The 22,343-nt window shown below is 65.9% G+C and carries 23 protein-coding genes; 8 read left to right on the forward strand and 15 right to left on the reverse strand.

Going from position 1 to position 22,343, the window contains the following annotated elements; genetic code table 11:
• Positions 1-5: 5 nt before the first annotated feature.
• The 6 genes from lnt to ACFYOW_RS31700 all read right to left on the reverse strand — a co-directional run bounded on the left by lnt (position 6) and on the right by ACFYOW_RS31700 (position 6,196).
• Positions 6-1,700: an apolipoprotein N-acyltransferase gene (gene lnt, locus ACFYOW_RS31675; protein ID WP_387293739.1), complete on the reverse strand. Its 1,695-nt coding sequence runs from the start codon at positions 1,698-1,700 to the stop codon at positions 6-8.
• Positions 1,690-3,282 (reverse strand): amidohydrolase, encoded by a 1,593-nt coding sequence (locus tag ACFYOW_RS31680; protein WP_387293740.1) that lies wholly within the window; start codon positions 3,280-3,282, stop codon positions 1,690-1,692. The genes lnt and ACFYOW_RS31680 overlap by 11 nt, the downstream gene beginning before the upstream one ends.
• Before the next feature lie 81 nt (positions 3,283-3,363).
• Positions 3,364-3,597 carry a hypothetical protein gene (locus ACFYOW_RS31685; RefSeq protein WP_387293741.1) on the reverse strand — a complete coding sequence of 78 codons (234 nt, stop codon included), beginning with the start codon at positions 3,595-3,597 and terminating at the stop codon, positions 3,364-3,366.
• Between the two features lie 130 nt (positions 3,598-3,727).
• Complete coding sequence (locus tag ACFYOW_RS31690; RefSeq protein WP_387293742.1) at positions 3,728-4,204, reverse strand: FxsA family protein; 477 nt, start codon at positions 4,202-4,204, stop codon at positions 3,728-3,730.
• 84 nt (positions 4,205-4,288) lie between these two features.
• The gene (locus ACFYOW_RS31695) at positions 4,289-4,948 is read right to left on the reverse strand and encodes a response regulator transcription factor (RefSeq protein ID WP_040691387.1); all 660 of its coding nucleotides are present in this window, start codon (positions 4,946-4,948) and stop codon (positions 4,289-4,291) included.
• Positions 4,949-5,017: 69 nt separating this feature from the next.
• Complete coding sequence (locus ACFYOW_RS31700) at positions 5,018-6,196, reverse strand: sensor histidine kinase (RefSeq protein WP_387293743.1); 1,179 nt, start codon at positions 6,194-6,196, stop codon at positions 5,018-5,020.
• Positions 6,197-6,251: 55 nt separating this feature from the next.
• Here ACFYOW_RS31700 and ACFYOW_RS31705 point away from each other — a divergent pair, with 55 nt between their 5' ends.
• Positions 6,252-7,019 (forward strand): TSUP family transporter, encoded by a 768-nt coding sequence (locus tag ACFYOW_RS31705; protein WP_387293744.1) that lies wholly within the window; start codon positions 6,252-6,254, stop codon positions 7,017-7,019.
• A 5-nt stretch (positions 7,020-7,024) separates the two neighbouring features.
• Here the strand turns inward: ACFYOW_RS31705 and ACFYOW_RS31710 are convergent, their stop codons facing one another.
• Positions 7,025-7,678 carry a TetR/AcrR family transcriptional regulator gene (locus ACFYOW_RS31710; protein WP_387293745.1) on the reverse strand — a complete coding sequence of 218 codons (654 nt, stop codon included), beginning with the start codon at positions 7,676-7,678 and terminating at the stop codon, positions 7,025-7,027.
• Positions 7,679-7,754: 76 nt separating this feature from the next.
• Entirely contained in the window at positions 7,755-8,078 is a 324-nt protein-coding gene (locus tag ACFYOW_RS31715; protein WP_387293746.1) for an ArsR/SmtB family transcription factor, read from the reverse strand.
• An 87-nt stretch (positions 8,079-8,165) separates the two neighbouring features.
• Between ACFYOW_RS31715 and ACFYOW_RS31720 the strand changes: the two genes are divergently transcribed.
• From ACFYOW_RS31720 to ACFYOW_RS31730, 3 genes are all read left to right on the forward strand, one after another.
• The gene (locus ACFYOW_RS31720) at positions 8,166-8,933 is read left to right on the forward strand and encodes a glucose 1-dehydrogenase (protein ID WP_387293747.1); all 768 of its coding nucleotides are present in this window, start codon (positions 8,166-8,168) and stop codon (positions 8,931-8,933) included.
• A gap of 111 nt (positions 8,934-9,044) precedes the next feature.
• Positions 9,045-10,574: a TldD/PmbA family protein gene (locus ACFYOW_RS31725; protein ID WP_387293748.1), complete on the forward strand. Its 1,530-nt coding sequence runs from the start codon at positions 9,045-9,047 to the stop codon at positions 10,572-10,574.
• 8 nt (positions 10,575-10,582) lie between these two features.
• Positions 10,583-11,974, forward strand: a complete 1,392-nt coding sequence (locus ACFYOW_RS31730; RefSeq protein WP_387293818.1) for a metallopeptidase TldD-related protein — start codon at positions 10,583-10,585, stop codon at positions 11,972-11,974.
• Here the strand turns inward: ACFYOW_RS31730 and ACFYOW_RS31735 are convergent, their stop codons facing one another.
• Positions 11,975-12,358: a PPOX class F420-dependent oxidoreductase gene (locus ACFYOW_RS31735; RefSeq protein ID WP_387293749.1), complete on the reverse strand. Its 384-nt coding sequence runs from the start codon at positions 12,356-12,358 to the stop codon at positions 11,975-11,977.
• Positions 12,359-12,402: 44 nt separating this feature from the next.
• A complete protein-coding gene (locus ACFYOW_RS31740; protein ID WP_387293750.1) occupies positions 12,403-12,951 on the reverse strand; it encodes a PadR family transcriptional regulator in 549 nt (182 codons plus the stop codon).
• Positions 12,952-13,060: 109 nt separating this feature from the next.
• Here ACFYOW_RS31740 and ACFYOW_RS31745 point away from each other — a divergent pair, with 109 nt between their 5' ends.
• On the forward strand, positions 13,061-13,783 hold the full coding sequence (locus ACFYOW_RS31745) for a glyoxalase (protein ID WP_387293751.1): 723 nt from the start codon (positions 13,061-13,063) through the stop codon (positions 13,781-13,783).
• A gap of 6 nt (positions 13,784-13,789) precedes the next feature.
• Here the strand turns inward: ACFYOW_RS31745 and map are convergent, their stop codons facing one another.
• The gene (gene map / locus ACFYOW_RS31750) at positions 13,790-14,557 is read right to left on the reverse strand and encodes a type I methionyl aminopeptidase (protein WP_387293752.1); all 768 of its coding nucleotides are present in this window, start codon (positions 14,555-14,557) and stop codon (positions 13,790-13,792) included.
• A gap of 197 nt (positions 14,558-14,754) precedes the next feature.
• Here map and ACFYOW_RS31755 point away from each other — a divergent pair, with 197 nt between their 5' ends.
• Both ACFYOW_RS31755 and ACFYOW_RS31760 read left to right on the forward strand, forming a co-directional pair.
• Complete coding sequence (locus tag ACFYOW_RS31755; protein WP_387293753.1) at positions 14,755-16,398, forward strand: hypothetical protein; 1,644 nt, start codon at positions 14,755-14,757, stop codon at positions 16,396-16,398.
• Positions 16,399-16,420: 22 nt separating this feature from the next.
• Entirely contained in the window at positions 16,421-16,684 is a 264-nt protein-coding gene (locus ACFYOW_RS31760) for a helix-turn-helix domain-containing protein (protein ID WP_387293754.1), read from the forward strand.
• Position 16,685: 1 nt separating this feature from the next.
• Here ACFYOW_RS31760 and ACFYOW_RS31765 read toward each other — a convergent pair whose 3' ends face one another.
• Together ACFYOW_RS31765 and ACFYOW_RS31770 are read right to left on the reverse strand one after the other, a co-directional pair.
• Positions 16,686-17,063: a PPOX class F420-dependent oxidoreductase gene (locus ACFYOW_RS31765; protein ID WP_387293755.1), complete on the reverse strand. Its 378-nt coding sequence runs from the start codon at positions 17,061-17,063 to the stop codon at positions 16,686-16,688.
• 248 nt (positions 17,064-17,311) lie between these two features.
• Positions 17,312-17,887 (reverse strand): CGNR zinc finger domain-containing protein, encoded by a 576-nt coding sequence (locus ACFYOW_RS31770; protein ID WP_387293756.1) that lies wholly within the window; start codon positions 17,885-17,887, stop codon positions 17,312-17,314.
• Between the two features lie 192 nt (positions 17,888-18,079).
• On the opposite strand from ACFYOW_RS31770, the gene ACFYOW_RS31775 reads away from it, so the two are divergent.
• A complete protein-coding gene (locus ACFYOW_RS31775; RefSeq protein ID WP_387293757.1) occupies positions 18,080-19,249 on the forward strand; it encodes an epoxide hydrolase family protein in 1,170 nt (389 codons plus the stop codon).
• Between the two features lie 554 nt (positions 19,250-19,803).
• Here ACFYOW_RS31775 and ACFYOW_RS31780 read toward each other — a convergent pair.
• Positions 19,804-20,970, reverse strand: coding sequence for an epoxide hydrolase family protein (locus ACFYOW_RS31780; protein WP_387293758.1), 1,167 nt, complete (start codon positions 20,968-20,970; stop codon positions 19,804-19,806).
• A gap of 121 nt (positions 20,971-21,091) precedes the next feature.
• A complete protein-coding gene (locus ACFYOW_RS31785) occupies positions 21,092-22,294 on the reverse strand; it encodes an alginate lyase family protein (RefSeq protein ID WP_387293759.1) in 1,203 nt (400 codons plus the stop codon).
• Positions 22,295-22,343 lie beyond the last annotated feature (49 nt).

Here is a 22,343-nt window from a genome sequence, read left to right on the forward strand (position 1 = left end):
CGAGCTCAGCCGACCGGCTGGTCCATGGTGGCCTGGTCGTTCACGTACCTACCGCGGGTCTTTCGCCGCCGGATAACCGCCACCACGACGGCAGCACCGGACAGGATAACCGAGAGCAGTTCCGCTTCGGCGCCGAATCGGGTCGCAAGTGTCCTGGTGCTCCGCAACGGCAGTTCGGCGACCAGCGCGGCGGGTACGAACTTGGGTGTCTGCTGCTGGACTGTGCCGTCCGCGGTGATGATCGCGCTGACACCGGAGGTGGCGGCGACCACGAGGGCGCGGCCGTGTTCGACGGCACGGACCCGAGACATGGCCAGCTGCTGATAGGTCATCTCGCTGTCGCCGAAGGTGGCGTTGTTGGTGGGCACGGTCAGCAATTGCGCGCCCGCGTGCATGGAATCGCGGAAGGCGCGGTCGAAGGCGACCTCGTAGCAGGTCGCGACGCCGATATCGATGCCGCCGTAGCGACTGCTTGCCGGTCGTTCGAAAGGGTCGGCACGGACAGTGCCGTCGCCGTGGCCCGGGACGAAGTATCCGGCGCGGTCGGCGTACTCGGAGAACAGTCGGAAGAAGCTGCGCATCGGCAGGTATTCACCAAACGGCTGGATGATCTTCTTGTCGTGCCGCTCCCCCGGACCGGCCGCACCGTTCCAGACGATGACCGAGTTCGTCGTCGTGCGATCGCCGTTCACCAGTACAGCGCCGACGAGTATCGGCGCACCGATCTGCTCGGACGCCTCGGTGATCTCCGCGGCCGCGTCGGCATTGCGCAGTGGGTCGATATCCGATGAGTTCTCCGGCCAGATCACCACGTCCGGCTTGCGCGCCTGCCCCTGCGCGACTGCTCGAGCCAATTCCTCGGTGCGCCGGACATGGTTGTCGAGTACAGCGCGTCGCTGGGCATTGAAGTCCAGCCCGAGCCGCGGCACGCTGCCCTGGATGGCGGCGACCGTGATCGTCCGGTCGCCCTCCTCGGGGCCGGGCAGCGCGGTCCGCAGGATCGCTCCGGTGACCGGGATGGTAACCAAAGTCGCCGCTGCGGCGATAATTCCGATGCGGGTCGCGGTGGTACGACCAGACTCGGTGGGCGACCGATCGTCTGTCGGCACGACCGTCACGCGAGTCCACACGTACACCAGCACTGCCGCCGCCGCGGTTCCGGTGAGCGCCACCGCGAATCCGATGAGCGGCGCGCCCCCTACCATGGCCAGCGAAAGGTACCACCCGTCGGCCTGGCCGAACGCCAAACGCCCCCACGGGAATCCGCCGAACGGAAAGCTCGATCGCAGCCACTCGGTGGCCGTCCACGTCAACGCCACCCACACCGGCCATCCCGGCAGCGAAAACAACAACCGCGCCAGTAGCCCGAACAGTCCTATATATAAGGCACACACCGTCGACAACGCGAGCCACGGCACCGGCCCGACGTAGATCCCGGTCCACGGCAACAGCGGCACGAAGAACGCCAGCCCCGCCAGGAACCCGTACCCGAACCCCCCACGCATCCGCGCAGCGCCCCGTATGGTCAGCGTCAGCACCACGATCCCGATAGGCGCAAGAAACCAGAACGGCCGCGGCGGAAAACTCCCGAAAATCAACAACCCCGACAGCACCGCCGCGACCGACCGACCCAGCACCGGATACCGACCGAGCGCGACCGCCACGCGGCGCAGAGCCGCGCCGGGTGTTTCAGGCTTCATGGATAGTGACTCCGCGGTGGACGGTGCGCAGGCAGGTGGGCAGGGACGCGTCAGGGTCGAGCGGGGGTAGGCCGGGGACTCGGGAGCGCGGATCGGTGGACCAGCGCTGGACGGTATCGGCGGCTGCTGCGACGACGAGGTCGGCGGCGTCCCAGATCACGTAGGAGGCGGGAGCTCCCGGGACCAAGGTGCCCGCGACGCCGTCGCGGATTCCGCCCGCGCGCCAGGCCCCCCGGGTGGCAGCGGCAAAGGCGGCACGAGGGGAGAGACCGTGGCCGGGGGTGCGGTGGTTGACCGCGGCGCGGACCGCCGACCAGGGATCGAGGGCGGTTACCGGCGCGTCCGAGCCGATGGCGAGGGCGATGCCCGCCGCGGCCATGGCCGCGAAGGGATTCAGGGTGGCGGCGCGTTCGGAGCCGAGGCGGGTGGCGTACATGCCGTCCGGGCCGCCCCAGGTCGCGTCGAAACCCGGTTGGACACTGGCGATTACGCCCCAGGCGGCCAGTTTCGCGATCTGATCGGCATCGATCATCTCCGCATGCTCGACGCGGTGCGCGCGGGATGCGACGGCCGGCCCGCCGAGTTCGTCGACCACCTGTCCGAATCCGGCGACGACAGCATCCATCGCAGCATCACCGATGACGTGGAATCCGGCTTGAATGCCCGCCTCGGTGCAGGCGCGCACATGTGCGGCGATCGTCTCGGCGTCGAGGTAGCCGAGACCGGTTCCGGCGTCATCGGCGTAAGGCGCGCGCAACCGGGCGCTGCGCGAGCCGATCGAGCCGTCCACGAACAGATCGCCGCCGAGCGCGTGCACCCCGAGTTCGGCGACCAATGCCCGCGCCTCGTCCGCGGTGTGCACCGCCTCACCCCAATAGGCCCGGACTTCCACACCGTGCTCGAAGTCGAGTAACTCACGAATATCGGTGCGCCCGGCGATCTCCGGTCCCCCGCATTCGTGCACCGCCACGACACCGTGCGCGGCCGCCGTATCCAGTGCGGCCTTGCGTGCCCGATCCCGTTGTGCACGATCCAATCCCGAGAGAACCGCGGTGCGCACCAGATGGTGCGCGTCGGCGCGCAGAGGCGCACCGGGGGTGAAACCTGCCGCGGCGGTGACTTCCGCAGTCAACAACCCCGACGACACCACCGCCGAATGCGCGTCCACCCGTGACAGATAGACCCGCCGCCCCGGCTGCACCGCCGCGTCGACCTCCTCCATCGTCGGTGGCCGACGTTCCGGCCATCCGGTCTCGTCCCAGCCGTCACCGAGAATCGCGCCGTCGGGATGCGACGCCGCGAACGCGCGCAGCAGTTCCAGGCAGTGTTCGAGTGAACGCGCCACCGACAGATCGAGGCCGGTCAGTTTCAAGCCCAGCGCCGTCACATGCACGTGCGGATCGACGAATGCCGGTGCCACGAAAGCACCGTCGAGGTCGATGATCTCCGCATTCGGATGCAGCGCGCGTCCCGGTTGCTCGGCGCCCAGCCACACCACGGTGCCGTCGGTCACGGCCATTGCCGTCGCGTCGGGTGAACTCGAACTGTAGAAACGACCGCCGATCAGCAACTGGGTACTCACGAGAGACCAGTCTGCCGCATGGGTGTTTCAGTCCGTCGAGTCGGACAGCCTCCGCTCCGTAGCGGCTGCTTGCAGGCCGCGCTAAATGGTCGGTGACGAAACGTCCGCCGGTTGTGCGAGCACTGCCATGACCTCCGCGTATCTCGGCGGCGCGCCGCCGGGTGCGGCTCGCATACCCGCCTCCACCGCGATCAGTTCCAGCCGCAGTGCCGCAGCCGTGAATCCGGAAATCGACTGTCCCGCAGCCGCCGCGGCCTGCCGCACCGCCGCTGCCAGCTCCTCACTCACCGTGACGGTGAGCTCTTCGGTCGCCATCCGGCCACCCTAGTCCTTTGACTCGTCTTACGAAATGGGCACGAGGGTGATAGATGGCACGGTTTGCGGAAGCGGCCAGACGTGAACCCGATCAGCGGGCTCACACTTTCGAGCGACCTGCAAGCAATCGCTACGGAAGAGCCGGGCGAGTCGAGGGCCGAGGGTCGTCATACCACTCGCTGACGACCGCGCCGTCGACCACATCGTCACCATCGATGATCACGCCGCGATACGGCATCGCGGCGGCCAGACGGCTGAAACGGCGCGCGGCGAACGCGGCGACCAGCGGACGGACCAGGAAGCGGGTCGGCGGCAGCAGCAGGAGCAGCCCGAACAACGAGGTGACCAGGCCCGGGATGAACATCAGGAACCCGCCCGCAGCGACGAGCGCGCCGTCCGCGACCGCGGTGCCCGGGTTGATCTCCCCGCGTCCGGCGCGTCGGAATTGTTCGAAGACGCGACGGCCTTGGGAGCCGATGAGCAGCATGCCCGCGGCGGACCCGGCGATGAGCAGCAGGATGGTCGGCATCACACCGATGAGCTGGCCGACGCCGATCAGCGCAGCGATCTCGACGATGACGTAGAGCACGAACAGTACGGCGGGCATGGCGATCCTTTCGGACGATCTACCCGGTTCAACGTCGCACGGTCCGAATTTTCTCCCGATCCAGCCTGATAGGTCGCTGAGATCTCACCCGCCGGGTCGCACCAACCCCGTCTCGTAGGCCAGCACGACGGCTTGAACCCGGTCGCGCAGACCGAGTTTCGTCAGCACCCGCCCGACATGCGTCTTCACGGTGGCCTCGGACAGGTACAACTGCTCGGCGATCTCGGCATTGGACCGCCCTGCCGCGATCTGCTCCAGCACCTCACGCTCACGCGCGGTCAGCACCTCGAGCACCGCCGGATCCCGCATACCACCCGGGTCGTCGGCGATGAGCCGGTCCAGCAGTCGCTTGGTCACCTTCGGCGAAACCACCGCATCACCGCCCGCCACACTCCGGATCGCCGAGACCAGATCCTCGGGCGGCGTGTCCTTCAACAGGAATCCGCTCGCACCCGCTCGCAGCGCGCCCAATGCGTGTTCATCGAGGTCGAAGGTCGTCATCACGAGCACCTTGCAGCCGTCACCGGCCTCGACGATGCGTTGCGTGGCGGATACCCCGTCGACGACCGGCATCCGCACATCCATCAGCACCACATCCGGCCGCAACTCCTTGGCCCGGGATATCGCGGCGGCGCCGTTCTCGGCCTCTCCGATCACCTCGATGTCCGGGTGCGCACCGAGCACCATCTTCAACCCCATACGCATGAGTTCCTGATCGTCGACAACGAGAACGGTAATCGGCACGTCCCTAATCTATCGGCCCCGTCCAGCGTGTTTTCCGCACCGGGCGCACGGCTCGAAAGAAGCCTGCGGCTAACCGTTTTCGTTGCCGCGCACCAGCGGGATGGTCGCGTGTACCCGCCAGGCGCCATCGGAGGTGCGGCCCGCTTCCAGCGTGCCGCTGAGTACGGCGATGCGTTCGCGCATGCCGACCAGTCCCATGCCGCCGCCGACGATCGGGCTCGCGGCCTGTTCCTGCACCGGAACTCCGCCGGTATCGGTGACTTCGATGACCACATCGGTTTCGCGGCGCTGCACCCGCACCCATGCCTTGGGATGCGAACCCGCGTGCCGGAGCGTGTTGGTCAGTGATTCGGCCACGATGCGATGCATGCCGAGACTCACCTCGGGGGCGATATCGTCGAGTTCACCGGTCATTTCGAGTTCGACCGCGAGTCCGGTGTCGCGCATCATCTCGACCACCTTCGCCAGACCCGCGGTTCCGTGCTGCGGCAACTGATCCGGGGCGTGCTCGATACGCAGCAGCGCCACGGTTCGGCGCAATTCCCGCAGGGCCTCGCGGCCGGTGCTCGCGATCGTGGTCAATGCACGCTCGGCCGCGTCCGGATCGCGCCGCAGCGCGTACTTCGCGCCGTCGGCCTGCACGATGATCACGCTCACCGCGTGGGCGACGACGTCGTGTAGTTCGCGGGCGATGCGGGTGCGTTCGGCGGAGACGGCATCGTGCGCGCGACGTTCCCGGTCGTAGTCGGCGACCGCGAGCCGCGCCGCCACCTCTTGGTCGTAGGCGTGGCGCGCGCCGATGAACTCGGCCAGTGTCCAGCACAGCGCATAGAACATCGCGGTGAAGATCAGATCCGAACCGGCCGGCTTGTGCAGCAACAGAAATGAGCTGGTGCAGTCGGCGATAAGGCCGAGCGCGTACCAAACTCCTTCCTTGCGACCGACATACGCGACCAGCGTGTACAGCATGATGCCGAGCCCGAACAGCGCGATATGGTCGGCCTTGTCCTCGGACGCGTAGCTCACCAGCGTCGAGGCGATCGAGAGTCCGAGCATCGCGGCCGCCATAGCCCGCGGATAGAGCCGGCGAAACGCGACCGGTACCGGCAACAACACTCCGATTCCCAGGTATGCCAGCTTGCTGTCGGAATTGCCGACCCCGAGAATCTCGAGCAGCAGCAGGGCGGCGGCCAGCATCGAATCCGAGATGAGGGGCTTGCCGCGAAGCCACAGACTGAACCGGCGCACGAATATCAGCCTAGGTGCGGGCGGGCCCGATCCAACCATCTGGTTGGCTGGCCGGGTGGATTTTGCAGACTGGGCGGCCTTGTTAACAGCCGCGACCGCCGCGGGCTGGGTGGATGCGGTGGTCGGCGGCGGCGGATTGATCATCCTGCCGACACTGTTCCTCGTCGCACCAGGCATCACGCCACAAACCGCACTCGGCACCAACAAGCTCGCCGCGGTCGCGGGCACCAGCGCATCGGTGATGACATTCGCGCGCAAAGTTCCCATACAGTGGCGCACGCTGCTGCCCGCCGCGGCGATCGCGGCGGTCACCGCGGCGACCGGTGCGGCGGCGGTGTCACTCATCGATCGCGACCTGTTCATCCCGATCGTGATGGTCGTGCTGGTCGGCGTCGCCGTCTTCGTCACGCTTCGCCCATCAATCGGCATCACCCTGGCCACGCACCCGCCGACCCGGCGCAAGTTCGTGCTCGTGATCGCCCTGGCTGCCGGATTGATCGGCTTCTACGACGGACTGCTCGGCCCCGGCACGGGCACCTTCCTGATCATTACCTTCGCCACCCTGCTCGGCACCGAATTCGTGCGCGCGGCCGCGATGGCGAAGGTGATCAACTGCGGGTCCAATTTCGGTGCGCTGCTCTACTTCGGTGTCACCGGCCACATCATGTTCGCGCTGGGCGCGGCCATGGCGGTCGGCAATGTGGCGGGCGCGATCATCGGCTCGCACATGGCATTACGCAAGGGCGCGGAGTTCGTGCGCGTCGTACTGCTGGTCGTCGTCATCGGCATGGTGATCCGTTTGGGCTGGCAGCAATTCGGCTGAGGCGATCAGTGCACGGGTCCGACATGCATCTTCGAATTCGAGGCGAGCCAGGGCTGCAGCACCCGTGAGGTCGTTTCGTGGATCTGGCGATGCAGCCGCTCGCCGTCCACTCCCGCCACCGGACTCTGGAACAGCACCGTCAACGCACCGGAAACCGCACCGACCACGGCACCGACCAATGCGGCGGCGCCGACATCGTCCAATTCGGCGGGAAACGCCATATGCAACTGTCGCGCGATCTCGCGCTGCGCGACCAACTGCGCATGCGCGGCCCGCCCGCTCACCGCGGGCACGGTGCGCGAAACCTGTGCGCGCAGTGCGGCAATGCGCGCACTCAGATCATCGACGAGGTGTTCGCCCGGATTGTCGCCCGCCGCTCGCAACGCGCGCAGCAGCACCTCCACGGGCCGCTCGCCGGGCCGACGGCTCGCAATGGCAGCCACCGCGGCGCGCACCCGCTCGTCCTGTTCCGGGAAGAGCAACTCTTCCTTGCTGGCAAAGTAGTTGAAGAAAGTCCGGGTGCCGACCTCGGCCGCGGCGGCGATATCGGCCACCGTGGTCTCCTCATAGCCTCTGTTCTCGAAAAGCTCGACGGCTGCCTCGAGGAGGGCACGGCGGGTACGTTCTCGTTTGCGATCGCGGAGGGCGGATGGCGGCACGCGGGCACAGTACGGCATAACCCGACTTGGGTACGGTAACCACGACTTTCGCGCGCGCCATGCGGCCAAACCGTGATCAAGTTCGGGTCGCGTGCGACTGCTCCCGGCGGGCTGCATCGATCACCGAATCCAGCAAACCCGGGAACCGCGCATCGAGATCGTCGCGGCGTAACGACTGCAAGGTTTCCCGTCCGGACGGCCGCTGCCAGATGATCCCCGCATCGCGCAGCACCCGATAGTGGTGCGTCAGATTGGATTTGGGCACACCGTCGACGATCGAACCGCAGGTGTGCTCCGCCCCATCCGCGAGGACGCGAACGATCTGCAGGCGCAATGGATTTCCCAATGCGGCGAACACATTCGCCAACTCGATCCGGTCCCGCTCGGGATGTGCCGTCATCACACCGACCAGAATAGCTCGATTGTTGACATACAGTCGAACTGTTCATATGTTCTTGAACTATCCAACTGTATGAGAGGTCGTGCCATGGCGAGCAATTCCCGATTCGAGGACAAGATCGCGCTGATCACCGGCGGAACCAGCGGTATGGGGTTGGCCACCGCGCGCAGGTTGCTCGACGAGGGCGGGCGGGTTGTCATCACCGGGCGTGACAAGTCCCGTCTGGACGCCGCGGTCGAAGAGTTGAACGACGGCGATCGCGTCCTCGGAATCCCTGGTGACGCAGCGAATCTCGCCGATCTGAACGCGTTGACGGCCGCGGTCCGGGACCTATACGGACGCCTCGACATCGTTTTCGCCAATGCGGGTGTCGGGGCGTTCCAGGCGGTCGGCGATGTCACCGAGGTCGAGTTCTACCGGGTGGTCGATATCAACTTCAAGGCCGCGTTCTTCACCATCCAACAGACCCTTCCCCTGCTGGTCGCTGGCGGCGTGATCGTGATCAACGCATCATTCGCGCTGCATCGCGGTGGGCCCGGCGCGGCACTCTATTCGGCGACCAAGGCGGCGGTGCACAACCTGGCACGGACGCTGGCGGCCGAACTGGCACCCAGGCGCATCCGGGTCAACTCGGTCAGCCCGGGTTACACCGGCACTCCCGCGTTCTATGCCGAAGCATCGCCGGAAGTGCAGGCCGCCGCCGTCGGCACGGTGGCCGCGGGACGCATCGGCACCGCGGAGGATGTCGCCGCCGCGGTCGCCTTTCTCGCCTCGGACGAGGCGTCGTACATCAACGGCCAGGACCTGCTCATCGACGGCGGTCTCGTCGCCGCCACCCCTTCGGCCATGGTCTAGAACTGCGCCGCTTGGCATATCGTGCGGCATTGCAGTCGATGCATGTCTACAAGGTCTGCGTCAGCGCAGCGGGAGCGGCGCTCGCCGGCCCGACCGGCTAGGTTGGAGCGGGTGAGCATCGCGACTTCCAAAGATGTGGACGCCGAGTTCCTTGCGTTACCACTGCACACGCTCGCCGACGCCGCACTGTCGGCGGCGCGAGCGGCGGGCGCGCAGCATGCCGATCTGCGAGTGCATCGGTTGGTCACCCAGTCGATCCGGCTGCGCGACGGCCGGGTCGAGGCGATCAGCAATGCCACCGACCTCGGCTTCGCCGTGCGCGTGATCGTCGACGGCACCTGGGGTTTCGCCTCGCATGCCGCGCTCACTCCCGAAACCGCGGCCGAGGTGGCGCGGCGGGCGGTCACGGTGGCGACGACCCTGCGCGCGCTCAATCGTGAGCGCGTCGAACTCGCCGACGAGCCGCGATACGACAATGTGCACTGGGTTTCGGCCTACGACCTGGACCCGTTCACGGTGCCGACCGCCGACAAGGTCGCTGTGCTGCAGGATTATTCGGGCCGCCTGTCCGCCGCCGACGGCGTCGATCACGTCACCGCCTCGGTGCTGCAGGTCAAGGAGCAGACCTTCTACGCCGACACCGCGGGCTCCGCGATCACTCAGCAGCGCGTTCGCCTGCACCCGCAACTGGAGGCGATCACCGTGGACACGGCGGCGGGCGTCTTCGAGACCATGCGCACCCTCGCCGCACCGGCCGGACGCGGGTGGGAGTACGTCACCGGTGCGGACGGAATCTGGGACTGGAGCGAGGAACTCTCGCAGATACCGGGATGGCTGGCCGAGAAGGTGAAGGCGCCCAGCGTCGACGCGGGACCCACCGACCTGGTGATCGATCCGACCAATCTGTGGCTGACCATCCACGAATCCATCGGCCACGCCACCGAATACGACCGCGCCATCGGCTACGAATCCGCCTATGCGGGTACCTCGTTCGCAACCCCGGACAAGCTCGGCACGCTGAAGTACGGAACGCCGATCATGCACGTAACCGGCGACCGCACCGAGGTGCACGGTCTGGCCTCGGTCGGCTATGACGACGAGGGCGTCGCCGGACAGCGCTGGGATCTGGTCCGCGACGGCGTTCTGGTCGGCTATCAACTCGACCGTGTCTTCGCCCCGCGCCTGGGCCTGGAACGCTCCAACGGCTGCTCCTACGCGGACTCACCGCACCATGTACCGATCCAGCGCATGGCCAATGTCTCGCTGCAACCGGATCCCGAAAACGACACCACTACCACCGAACTCATCTCCCGGGTGGAGAACGGCATCTATATCGTCGGCGACAAGTCGTGGTCGATCGATATGCAGCGCTACAACTTCCAGTTCACCGGCCAGCGGTTCTTCCGCATTCGCGACGGCAAGCTCGACGGCCAGCTGCGCGATGTCGCCTATCAGGCCACCACCACCGACTTCTGGGGTGCGATGGAGGCCGTCGGCGGAGCGTCCACTTGGCGCCTCGGCGGCGCGTTCAACTGTGGTAAGGCGCAACCCGGCCAGGTTGCCGCGGTCAGCCACGGCTGCCCGTCGATCCTGGTGCGCGGCATCAACATTCTCAACACCCGGACGGAGGCAGGTCAGTGATCGAGGTGATGATGCCCGCTGGTGCGGTCGTCGAGCAGGCGCTGGCGCTCTCGCATGCGGACGAGGCGATGGTCATCGTCACCGATGCGCACGAGGCGTCGCTGCGCTGGGCGGGCAGCTCGATGACCACCAATGGTTCCTCGATTTCCAGGGACTGGGCGATCATTTCGATCTTCCGCGACGGCCCGAACTCCGCGCGCGTCGGCAGCGTCAGCTCCACCAGCGTCGACCCGGCCGAGATCGAGCAGGTGGTCCGCGCCAGCGAGGCGGCGGCCCGCACCGCCGAACCGGCGAAGGATGCGATGCCGCTGCTGACTCCGGATTCGGATGGTCTGCCGAACGCCGGGAGTGAGTGGGCGTCCGCACCGGGCAGCACTGGGATCGAAGTCTTTACCGACCTCGCACGCGACTTGGCGGGCGGATTCGACGGCGCCGATCGGCTCTATGGTTTCGCCTACCACCAGATGCATACGACATGGCTCGGCACCTCTACCGGTATCCGCCGCCGCTTCGTGCAGCCCACCGGTTCGGTGGAGATCAACGGAAAGCGCGGCGAGGGTGCGGATCTCGCGAGCGCCTGGGTCGGTGTCGGCAGCGCGGATTTCACCAATGTCGACGTACCCGGACTGCTGACCGAATTGTCGCGGCGGCTGGATTGGTCCAAACGCCGGGTCGAGCTGCCCGCAGGTCGCTACGAAACCCTGCTGCCGCCCTCGGCGGTCGCGGACCTGATGATCTACCTGGCCTGGTCCATGGAGGGTCGGGGCGCGCACGAAGGGCACAGCGCCTTCGCAAAGGCGGGCGGCACTCGAATCGGTGAGCGGCTCAGCGACATTCCATTGACGCTCTACTCCGATCCGAGCGCGGGCGGACTCGAATATCGTCCGTTCGTGGTGACCTCGTCGTCCTCGGAATCGCTGTCGGTCTTCGACAACGGTCTTCCGGCCCGTCGCGTGGACTGGCTGCGCGATGGGGTCATCGAATCGCTGGTCTACCCACGTGCCACCGCCGCCGAATTCGACGCTCCCACCACGGTTCCCGGTGATAACCTGCTGCTGACCGGCGGCTCGAGCGCGAGTATCGACTCGATGATCGCGAATACCGAGCGCGGCCTACTGCTGACCACGCTCTGGTACATCCGCGAGGTCGATCCCGCGACCTTGCTGCTCACCGGTCTCACCCGCGACGGCGTCTACCTGGTCGAAAACGGCGAAGTCACTGCGGCGGTCAATAACTTCCGCTTCAACGAAAGCCCCATCGACCTGCTCCGCCGCACCACCGAAGCCGGCGCCACCGAGACCACCCTCCCCCGTGAATGGAAGGACTGGTTCACCCGAACCGCCATGCCACCCTTACGCATCCCGGACTTCCACATGTCCTCGGTGAGCCAGGCGACCTGACTATGCGGTCGGGGTGATCTCGAGGCCGATGGTGCCGGACTTGCCGCGGCGAATACTGCTCGCGGTGACCAGAATCGGGCCGAGGAGCCAGTACTTCTTCTTGATCAGCTTGCGCACCCGTTCGGTGTCGGCGGCATCGAGCACCCGGCCGGTGCCTTCGATGACATCACCGCGCGGCTTGCCCGACGGGTTGCACGGCTGGAGGGTGACGGCCGGATTTTTGCGCAGCCGCTTGACCTTCCAGCTGTTGGTTTCGGTCCACACATACAGCTTGCCGTCGTCCTCGGCGGCCCATACGGCGGTGCCGACCGGTGTGCCGTCCTTGCGGAAGGTCGTCAGCAGCACGTAGTCGGCCTTGCCGACCGCACCCAGCGTGTTCGTCATGCGGGCAGCCTATCCGCCATCGGACCGGCGGGCGCCCCCTGCCATCAGTCCGACATCCGGTATTCACCGGCCTCCAGGCGCTCGAGCACGCCACCGGTCCAGTTCGACAGGTTGTCGAAAACGCCGCTCCACAGCTCGAGCAGATCGGTCGCATGCGGTGGTTCGTACCGGCCGGGGAAGGTCGGGATCATGGCGATCAGATCGTCACGAACCGCCGCGGCATTGCGGCGCTGTTCGCGCAACTTCTCGATGACGTGCGCGCGCGGCAACGCATCCATGAACGCGATACCCGCACCGAGCTCTTCCATATCGACGCTGACCAGCGCCTCGTCCATGAGCTTGCGGAACTCGGCCTCCCCCGCCTCGGTCAGTTCGAACAGGGTCCGCCCCGGCCCCTCGGTACTGCCCTGGGTGCCGAACGCGCTCAATTTCCCTTCCTGCGTCAGCTGTTTCAGCGCGTGATAGATCGACCCAGGCTTCACATTGGTCCAGGTTTCGGCCCGCCAGGACAGCAGTTCGCGACGCACGGCGTAGCCGTAGGTGGGCTGACGCGACCGCATCACGCCGAGGACGAGCAGGCGCACAGCCGACATCCGGACTTCCCTTCTCTCGAAACGGCTATACTACTCAAATTTGACTTCCAACATTTCACCGCCCTAACCTCGGGTAGTCAAAATTGATTACCGCTAGCGAGGCAGAGCGATGACAGGCGATTCGGCGGTTCCGGTGTTGTGGAGCGGCGATCTGAAGGACACCCTCGACTTCTACCGAGCGCTGGGCTACACGGTGACCCACGAGCAGACCAGGCCATATCCCTACGGCGCGATCGAGGCCAATGGCTGTGCGGTCCATTTCGCCGCCGCACCGCCGGGCATCGAACTCCCCACCGAACAGGTCGGCTGCCTGATCATGCTCGACGACGTCGCCGAGCGACACGGCACATTTACCGCTGCGCTGCGCAAGCGCTATGGGAAGGTGCCCGCGAAGGGTTGTCCACGCATCACCCGGTTCCGCCCCGGCCAGAGCAGATTCAGCGTGGTCGACCCGGTCGGCAATACCATCATCTACATTCAGCGCGACGAGCCCGAGGACGTCGATTACGGCGGCTCCCGCGAACTCGACGGCCTGGCACGGGTTTTGGACAATGTCCGCATCCTGCGCGATTTCAAGAATGACGACGCGACCGCGGTCCGGGTGCTCGATGTCGGTCTCCGTCGCTACGGCGCGGAAGCATCGGCCGTCGACAAGGCTCGGGCACTTGCCGCACTGACCGAATTGGCCGTCGCCACCGGCGATTCCGAGCGGGCCGAGAAGGTACGCGCCGAACTCAGGGGCATATCGCTTTCGAAAGCCGAACGCGCGAGCGTCGCGGCCGAGTTACGCGCCGCCACCGATCTCGCGGATTGGCTCTCCGAAACGGATTGAGACGGGTTATGCGGCAGCGGTCAACACCTGGGGTCCGTCCGCGGTGATCGCGACTGTGTGTTCGGAGTGCGCGGTCCGCGAGCCATCCGCCGAGCGGATCGTCCAACCATCCGGATCCGTGTAGATCCGGTCGGTCGTGCGTGCGAACCACGGCTCGATCGCAATGGTCAAACCGGGTCGCAGCGGATACCCGCGACCGGCGCGTCCCACATTCGGCACATGTGGATCCTCGTGCATCGTCCGCCCGAGTCCGTGCCCGCCGAATTCGGTATTGACCGGGTAGCCATTCGCCCGCGCGACCGCGGAGATGGCGGCGGAGATATCGCCGATCCGATTGCCGGGCAACGCAACCGCGACGGCAGCCGCCAGCGCATCCTCGGTAGCCTTGATCAGCCGCAGATCCTCCGCATCGGCGGTGCCGACGATCATGCTGGTGGCCGAATCGGCGACCCACCCGTCGACGCCCAGCGCCAGATCCATGCTGAGGACATCCCCGTCGCGCAGCGCATAGTCGAACGGAAGTCCGTGCAGGACAGCATCATTCACCGAGAGGCAGATCGTATTCCGAAATGGCCCGCGCCCGAACGACGGCGCATAGTCCCAGTAGCACGACACCGCGCCGCGCTCCCGAATCCGCTGCCGCACATGCTGTTCCAGCTCCAGCAGATTCACTCCGACCCGGGCCAGCGCACGCAGTTCGGCCAGGATCTCGGCGACGAAGCGCCCCGCCACCCGCATGCGTTCGATCTCTCCCGGCGACTTCAACTCCACCATGCCCAAACCTCCACCTCGGTATTTTTATACCGAGCATAGCTGCGGTCGGTATAAAAATACCAATCACCCCGCGTGACCAGGCGATGTGTTATGTTCGCGAACGCGAAAGAGCACTGGTTTGTTTGGTTGTTCGCCGCTCCGAGCGGCATGCGTTCCGCCCGATCGACTCCCCGATAGCGAACGTAGAGGAGCAAGCGATGCGCCCGCGCCACAAGGCACTCGTCGTCGCCGGGGCGCTGGCCGTGGCCCTGGCCATTCCCGCCTGCGGCGGCGATTCGGCGAAGAAGGAGAACCAGTCGGGCACCACCGCAGGCCCCGCCCGCAATCCCTACCTCGCCGCCGCGACCTATGGGCTCACCCATATCGATCCCGGCCAGTCCGACACCTTCCCGTACCAAACGCCGCAGGGCGAATTCCATATCGACCCGAAGCAGCAGCAGCGCATCACCTCGGGACCAGTCAATATCATGACGCTCGCCGCCACCGATCCGGACCACATGTGGGTCTCCTCCACCCAGGGCGTGGTCTATGTTCAGGTCGCCAATGGCATGTTCCACGAAATCGCACGTGCGGACGCACCGGGCGTGAAACCGATACCGTCGCAAGCGTTGGACCAGGTGCTCGACCAGCACTTCACCGACCCGGGTCAGGTGGAGGCCGCCGTGCACAACGACTGGGGCATCGATTGGACGCGCATCGCCAATGGCGTCTACAGCCTGGTGGACAAGGACAATCGGGTCTACTACGTCACGCAGAACGCGCAGATCGTCGTGTTCGGCTTGACGAATGCGAACAATCCCGAAGCGGGCGTACGGGTTCTGCGCACCCTCGACTTCAAACCCTGGCTGGGCAGCGGCCCTGGTCTGAGCGGTCAACCCGAGTCCATCGTCGGCCTGAATATGACCTATGACGGCAAATTGGCCGTGCTCAGCACCCGCGGGCTGTCGATCATCGACCGCAGCCTGCAGGGCGAACCGCAGCAGGTCCATTTCGGTGCGGACGAGGTGGTCTCCAATGCCATGGCCGTGGACGACAAGGGCGGGATCTACGCCGCCTCGGACAAGATCATGCGCAAGATCGTCTGGACCGGATCCAAACTCTCGACCGCCGCCACCGACGGCGCATGGGCTTCACCCTACGATTTCGGCCAACAGCCACCCGCGGTGAAGTTCGGCATCGGCACCGGCTCGACACCCACCCTGATGGGCTACGGCACGGACGACCGGCTCGTGGTGATCACCGACGGCGCCGATCGGATGAAACTGGTCGCTTTCTGGCGCGACGCCATTCCCGACGGGTTCCAACCGAAGCCGGGCACCACATCCAACCGGATCGCCGACCAGATCCAGGTGACGGCCGGTCTGAATCCGCAGCCCGAATTCATCCAGAGCGAGCAGTCGGTCGTGGTGGACGGCTACGGCGCATTCGTGGTCAACAATGCCCGGCCGCAAGGCGCGCCCGATCGGCTCATCGATGTGCTCGCGGGCGGCCCGGTATTCGCGCCGCCGTCGGGTATCGAGCGGTTCCAATGGGATCCGGCCAGCCACAGTTGGTCATCGGTGTGGTCGCGCGCCGATGTGGTCTCCACGAGCATGGTGCCCACCGAGAGCAGCAAATCCGGTGTGGTTTTCGTCAACGGTTACACCAAGACCGACGGCTGGGAGGTGAACGGTCTGGACTGGAAATCCGGAAAGACAGTGCACCGCACCATCTTCGGGCAGAGCAATCTCGGCAACGGCGCCTACGCGCTGATCCAGTTCTTTCCGAATGGGGATCTGCTGTTCAACAGTGTCGGCGGACCGTTCCGGGTGAAGTACAACGGTGGAGCTTGCGGTATTTAAATACCGTCCATAGTCTGGGCACATGGTCCGACTTCCGCTGACTCCCGCCCAGGTCGAGGCCGGTCGCCGTCTCGGAGCCCGGCTGCGGGCCGCGCGCGCCGATCGCGACCCGGCCCTGATCGCCCAGGTCGCCGGAATTTCACCGGAGACGCTGCGCAAGATCGAGACCGGACGGCTGCCGACTCCCGCATTCGGCACGATCGTGTCGCTGGCGGCTGCCCTGGAGATTCCGCTGCAGGAACTCGCCGATACCTGGCGCTCGGCGGGCCTCGCGGAATCGGCCTGACCTACGCCGGTGTAATCCCGATCCCGATGGACCCGTCCGCGCCCTTGAACAGCTTGTGCAGACGGATCAGCACGGTGCCGATGATCCCGTATTTGCGCGAGACGAGGTCGCGCACCCGCTGTGTTCCCGCGGCATCGAGCAATTCGGCCTTGCCCGCAACCTTCTCCTCGTTCTTCGGGCGGCCACGACCGTCGCACATCTGCAGGGTCACCGCCGGATTGCGGCGAATACGCTTGACCTTCCAGGTCTTCGAATTGGTCCACACCACGATTCGCTCGCCGTCCGGAGCCACCCATACCGGGGCGCCGACCGGCGTGCCGTCCTTCTTGTAGGTGGTCAGCAGGGCGAACCTGCTCGTGCTCACTTCGTTCCAAGTCATACCCGAAACGGTAGGCCGGGGCGCCGACCACGACATCCGTATGCGGACAGACTCACGCGTACGCCTGACGACGTAATGGGACGAGCCTGCGTATGGTCGCCGCGCGACGCGACATCTGGCGGCCGACGCAACCGCAGAAGGCCTTCGCAGAGTTCGCACGGTCGCCCAAGCGACCGACCGCGAGGGCCGTCGACCGGCGCCACGCAGCGCGGCGACCCAGGCGTCGACGTCGGCGCGGAACTGAGGGATTACTTTGCTGGTCTGGTGTTTTTGCGCTGGTTGGCATTGAAGCGCGCCTTCTTCTGACGATTCCCGCACGTGTTCATGTCACACCATTTGCGGGTACGACTTTGGCTGGTGTCGAAGAAGGCGGCTCGGCAGGTTGGCGATGCGCACAAGGCCAATTTTCCGTCTCGTTCGCCTGCGATGATGCTGATCGCGTCGGCGGCGATCACGCCTAGGGCATCTTCTACACAGGAAGCCGAGCTGAGTCGCCATCGCCGATGGCCCTCGGGCGTCAGTACAGCTGCGGCCCGACCCCGAATGCTGCAGTCATTGATGACCTGGACAGCAGACGCAGGCAGAGCGTCTTGGATCGCGGCCGCTGTCACGGCGGCGTGAATCGATTCCCTCAGTTCCCAAGCGAGTTCGAGCTGGGCGGGGGTGCAGGACTCTACGGCTAGGCCGTTCACTGCCAGCCAGTCGACAAGTCGCTGAGGCGTGGGAATGCGTTCCACAGCGTCGCCACGACGCTCCGTCAGAGTCGCCGTGAAGCTGGTCGCTAGCACGTTGCCGAGACGGAATTCAGGGAACCGAGCAGACATGGAACCACCTTAGAAGGTTGCACGCTGACACAGAAACATGTTAGAACCACCTTAGCCGGTTCGAGGCAGGCCTTAGCCGGTTCCACGATGAGCAGGAGGTCTCATGCCCACACATTGGTTCGTCGCCGACGCAGCACCCGGCATTGATCGCGGCGTCGTCACCACGGCAGCTCACTTCGGCGGCAAGATCTCATGAACCGTCCAACCAGCGACGTGCAAGCATTTGAAGCCCACGCAACAGATGCTGACCTCGACGATCTGCGCGCGCGATTAGCCGCGGCACGACTGCCGGAAGCTGAGACGGTCTATCGCGCCGCGCCCGACCCTCGCCGATGGGAACAGGGCGTTCCTCTCGCCGACCTCGTCGATGTCGTGAACTACTGGCGCACCGAGTACAACTGGCGGTCGTTCGAAGCGCGCCTCAACCGGATCGGCCAGTTCCGCACGACCATTGATGACCTGGGAATCCACTTCCTACACCGCCGATCCGCGCGCGCGGATGCCACACCTCTGATCATGACGCACGGCTGGCCGGGCAGCATTGCCGAGTTCGTCGATGTAGTAGACGAGCTGGCAGATCCGACAGACGCAGACGCGCCTGCGTTCCACGTCGTGGCCCCGTCGCTACCGGGCTTTGGTTACAGCGACAAGCCTGCCACCACCGGGTGGGGAATCGAAAAGATCGCGGCCGCATGGGTGGAACTGATGGAAAGGCTCGGCTACAACAAGTTCGCAGCCCACGGCGGCGACTGGGGAGGTGTGATCACCACGGTCCTCGGCGGCAGGTTCCCGGGGCACGTTCTCGGCATCCACACGCTGACCCCGCAGGCACCGCCCGGGTTGACAACGGACGGGCTGACGGCGACCGAGCGCAAATGGACCGAGGAAACCCGCGATTTCTGGAGCTACCGCGCGGCGTACGCGAAGCAGCAGGCGACCCGACCGCAGACCATCGGCTACTCGCTCGTCGACTCACCAGTCGGGCTTCTCGCCTGGATCCTCGACAAGTTCGCCGAGTGGACAGATACCGAAGACAGCCCGTTCGAGACGATTTCCAGAGACCGCATTCTCGACGACGTCACCCTGTATTGGCTGACGCGGACCGGCGCATCGTCGGCCCGCATCTACTACGAAAGCCACCTCTCGCTCGACCCCGACCTTCGGGTCGACGTCCCGTCAGCAATCAGTATCTATCCCCGCGACATCGAGAAGTGTCCGCGCCCCTGGGCACAGCAGCGGTACCGACAGATCGTCCGATGGAGGTCGCCCGAAACCGGGGGACATTTCCCGTCGCTGGAGGTTCCCGAGTATTTCGTCAAGGATCTGCAAGAAGGCCTCGCGGCAGTGCTGGCCGCCAATTAGTGAACCGCGCCGCCCCGACCGTCACGGGAGGTGCACCGCGGCCACACCCCGCTGGGCCCCCCTCCGGCGCTGCACAAGCTGCTTGCCGCGCTGATGGTCGGCGGCGCACTGACCGGCCCCCTGCGTACCGCAGCACCGGCGTTCGCCGACCCCGCACAAGGCGGCGCGGAGTTCGACCAGCGGGCAGCGACGCGACACCAGCGCCATGCACCGGTGGCTGGCGCAAGAAGCAGTCCGCCTGGCCACGCCGCGTCAGCATCGCAGGTCCTCGACGTGGCCCACCGGAACAGGGCTGGCCGTGCGGGAGGCCGTCGCGCTGACAGGCCGACACGGCCGTCCGAGTCGCACGCCCGGGTCGGCGATCGTGTTCACCGTGCTGGCAGCCGATGCCGTCAGTGTCAACCGCTTGGTGTGCCAGGCCGCGGAAGCCGAGGGGATCCGGCTGCCGGACCCGCACGCCGAGTTGGGTACCACGCACCGGCTGCGCGGACTGGGCAGCTCCATGGGCCTGGAGGTTGAGGGCATCCAGCGGGTGGCAGGGGGCGCGCCCCTGATCAGCCGCGGTAGGCGCGGAAGAACGTACGGAGATCGTCCACGAGGAGTTGCGGCTGCTCCAGCGCAGCGAAATGACCGCCCTCGGTGTACTCGCTGAAGTGCTCGATGTACCCATCCGGATTCATCACCCGACGCATCAGCGGATCGGTATTGAATACCGCCCACCCCTGCGGCACACCCGACGACGCCACCCAATCCATCCCGGAATGCGCCGTCTCCCAGAGGAATTGCGCGGCCGAAGCGCCACCGCGCGTGAACCAGTAGATGCTGATATTGGTCAGCAGCAGGTCGCGGTCCACCGCCTCGCCGGTTGCGCGGGTCGGATCGGTCCAGACCTGGAACTTCTCCGCGATCCACGCCAGTTGCGCGATCGGCGAATCGGTCAGCGCGGCGGCAATGGCATTGGGCTGGGTGGACTGCAGGACCAGATAGCCCTTCTGCTGATTCCACCTGGCCTGCGCAGCCTGGATGGCGGACAGTTCGTCCTCGGTCAAATCATCGGGCATCGGCAGTTGCTCGCCCACCAGACCGAGTGAGCCCCGGTCACTGTTCACATGCGTCGCGATGATCCGCTCCGGATGAGTGGCGGCCAAGCGCCCGGTCACACCCGCACCGATGTCACCGCCCTGAGCAACGAACTTCTCGTAGCCGAGCCGAGACATGAGTTCGGCGAAAGCCTCGGTGGTGCGCGCCAACTCCCATCCGGTCGATGCGAGCGGCGTGGAGAACCCGAAACCCGGCAGCGACGGAATCACGACATGGAACGCGTCCGCCGGATCCCCACCGTGCGCCCTCGGATCGGTCAACGGACCGATCAGCTCGAGGAACTCGACGACCGAACTCGGGTACCCGTGCGTGATCAGCAGTGGCACCGCATCCGGCTCGGGCGAACGCGCATGGAAGAAATGCAGGGTCTGCCCATCGATCTCGGTCGTGAACTGGTCATACGCATTGAGCTTGGCTTCCTGCGCCCGCCAATCGAACCCATCCCGCCAATACTCGGCCAGCTCCCGCAGGTAACCCGGCGCAACGCCACGCCCCCAATCGGATTCCGTGCCGGGCACCGAATGCGGCAACCGGGTGCTCGCGAGGCGCGCACGCAACTCGTCGAGCTCGACCTGCGGAATGTCGATCCGGAAGGGGCGAATAGGCTCTGTTTTCGTCATGAGAACCACTCTCGACCCCATTGCGGAAGACTTTGTTCCGCATTTCTGAATCAGATTCGGAATGGAATGCGCCGGTGCAGTCGAGCCGGTCGCCGACGAGCGCACTGGAACCGATCCGGAATCAGCGGTTTTCGGTGTCGGCGGTGGTGAGGGTTTCCCAGTCCAAGAAGTGGTCTACTGCGGTGGGACGGTGGGAGTCGAGTAGTCGGCGGGTCGCGGGGAGGTCGAGGCCGAGGGCCGAGTGGTAGTGGTTGAAGGCCATTTCCCAGGTGGGTTCGAAGGTGATCCGGTTCAGTTTTCCGCCGCACAGCCAGTCCGGCGGTGGAGTGCCGGTGAGGTAGCGAGCGTGAAATTCCATTGCGGCAGTGAGGCGTTGTTGTTCGGCGGCGTAAAGGTCGACACCTTGATGGCGGGCGGTCTCTGCGGCGTTGCTCGCGGCGTCGAGGCCCCATTGGGTATGGGCCAGGTCGCGGCAGGTTTCCTGGGCCAGTCCGTCGACGAAAGTCGTTTGGCCATACCAGTATTGGGTCAGTTTATCGGGGCCGTCGTGAAGGCCGCCTGGCGGCGCGAGCGGCAGGGGGCCGTCACTGGTCAAGTAGAAGTAGGTGGGGACCCGGTTGCGCCACATGGCAACGGCTCGGTCGAAAAGTTCTCTGTCATCGAGGAATACGGCGCTCTGCATGGTGCCGTCGATCATGGACAGCTCCCAGTTACCGTTTTCGCGCGGTGCGCCGTCGACGATTTTGGGCAGGTACACGGTGCGCAGCATGTCGGAGAACCGGGCGAGGCGGTCGGCGGGCCAGCGGTCGCTGGTGTGGCGGACGATCTCGGCGGCCTTCGGCCAGATCTCGGCTGCCCATGCCGTTTGGACTCGGGCATTGCTGTTGGTGTGGTCGTGGATTGTGACCGCCCAGGCGTCCATGAACTCCACGGCCTTGTCCGCGCGGCGCGGGTCGCCGGTGTAGGTCCAAAGAAGCGCCTCGGTGTAAGCCGAGACAGCATCGTGGATCTCGTCGCTGCAGCCGTTATCCGGCTTGGAATACGAACCGCAGTCGACCACTGGCCGCGGCTTGGGCACAGCGGAGAGATCGGCGTATTTGCTCTGCTCAGCCGCATGCGACGCAGAGGTCCACGGCTCCGCTCCAGCCTTGACCCGGTCGCGAACGAATTGGAGCTGCGCTCGGTCGACCACCGAGCCCGGATGCACGAACCCGTTTGCGCTGCCACCTGTACTCGGCAGTGCGGAATTCGCGTCCGAAGCACTCCCGCAAGCGGCCAGAATCAACCCGGCAACTGCAACCGCGACGCCAAACCTCGGTCTCACGTTGCCGGACGGTACCGCGACTCGGCAACGGCCGCACACCGGTGCAGCG

The sequence above is a fragment of the Nocardia sp. NPDC006982 genome, from assembly GCF_042869435.1.
GTDB lineage: Bacteria > Actinomycetota > Actinomycetes > Mycobacteriales > Mycobacteriaceae > Nocardia.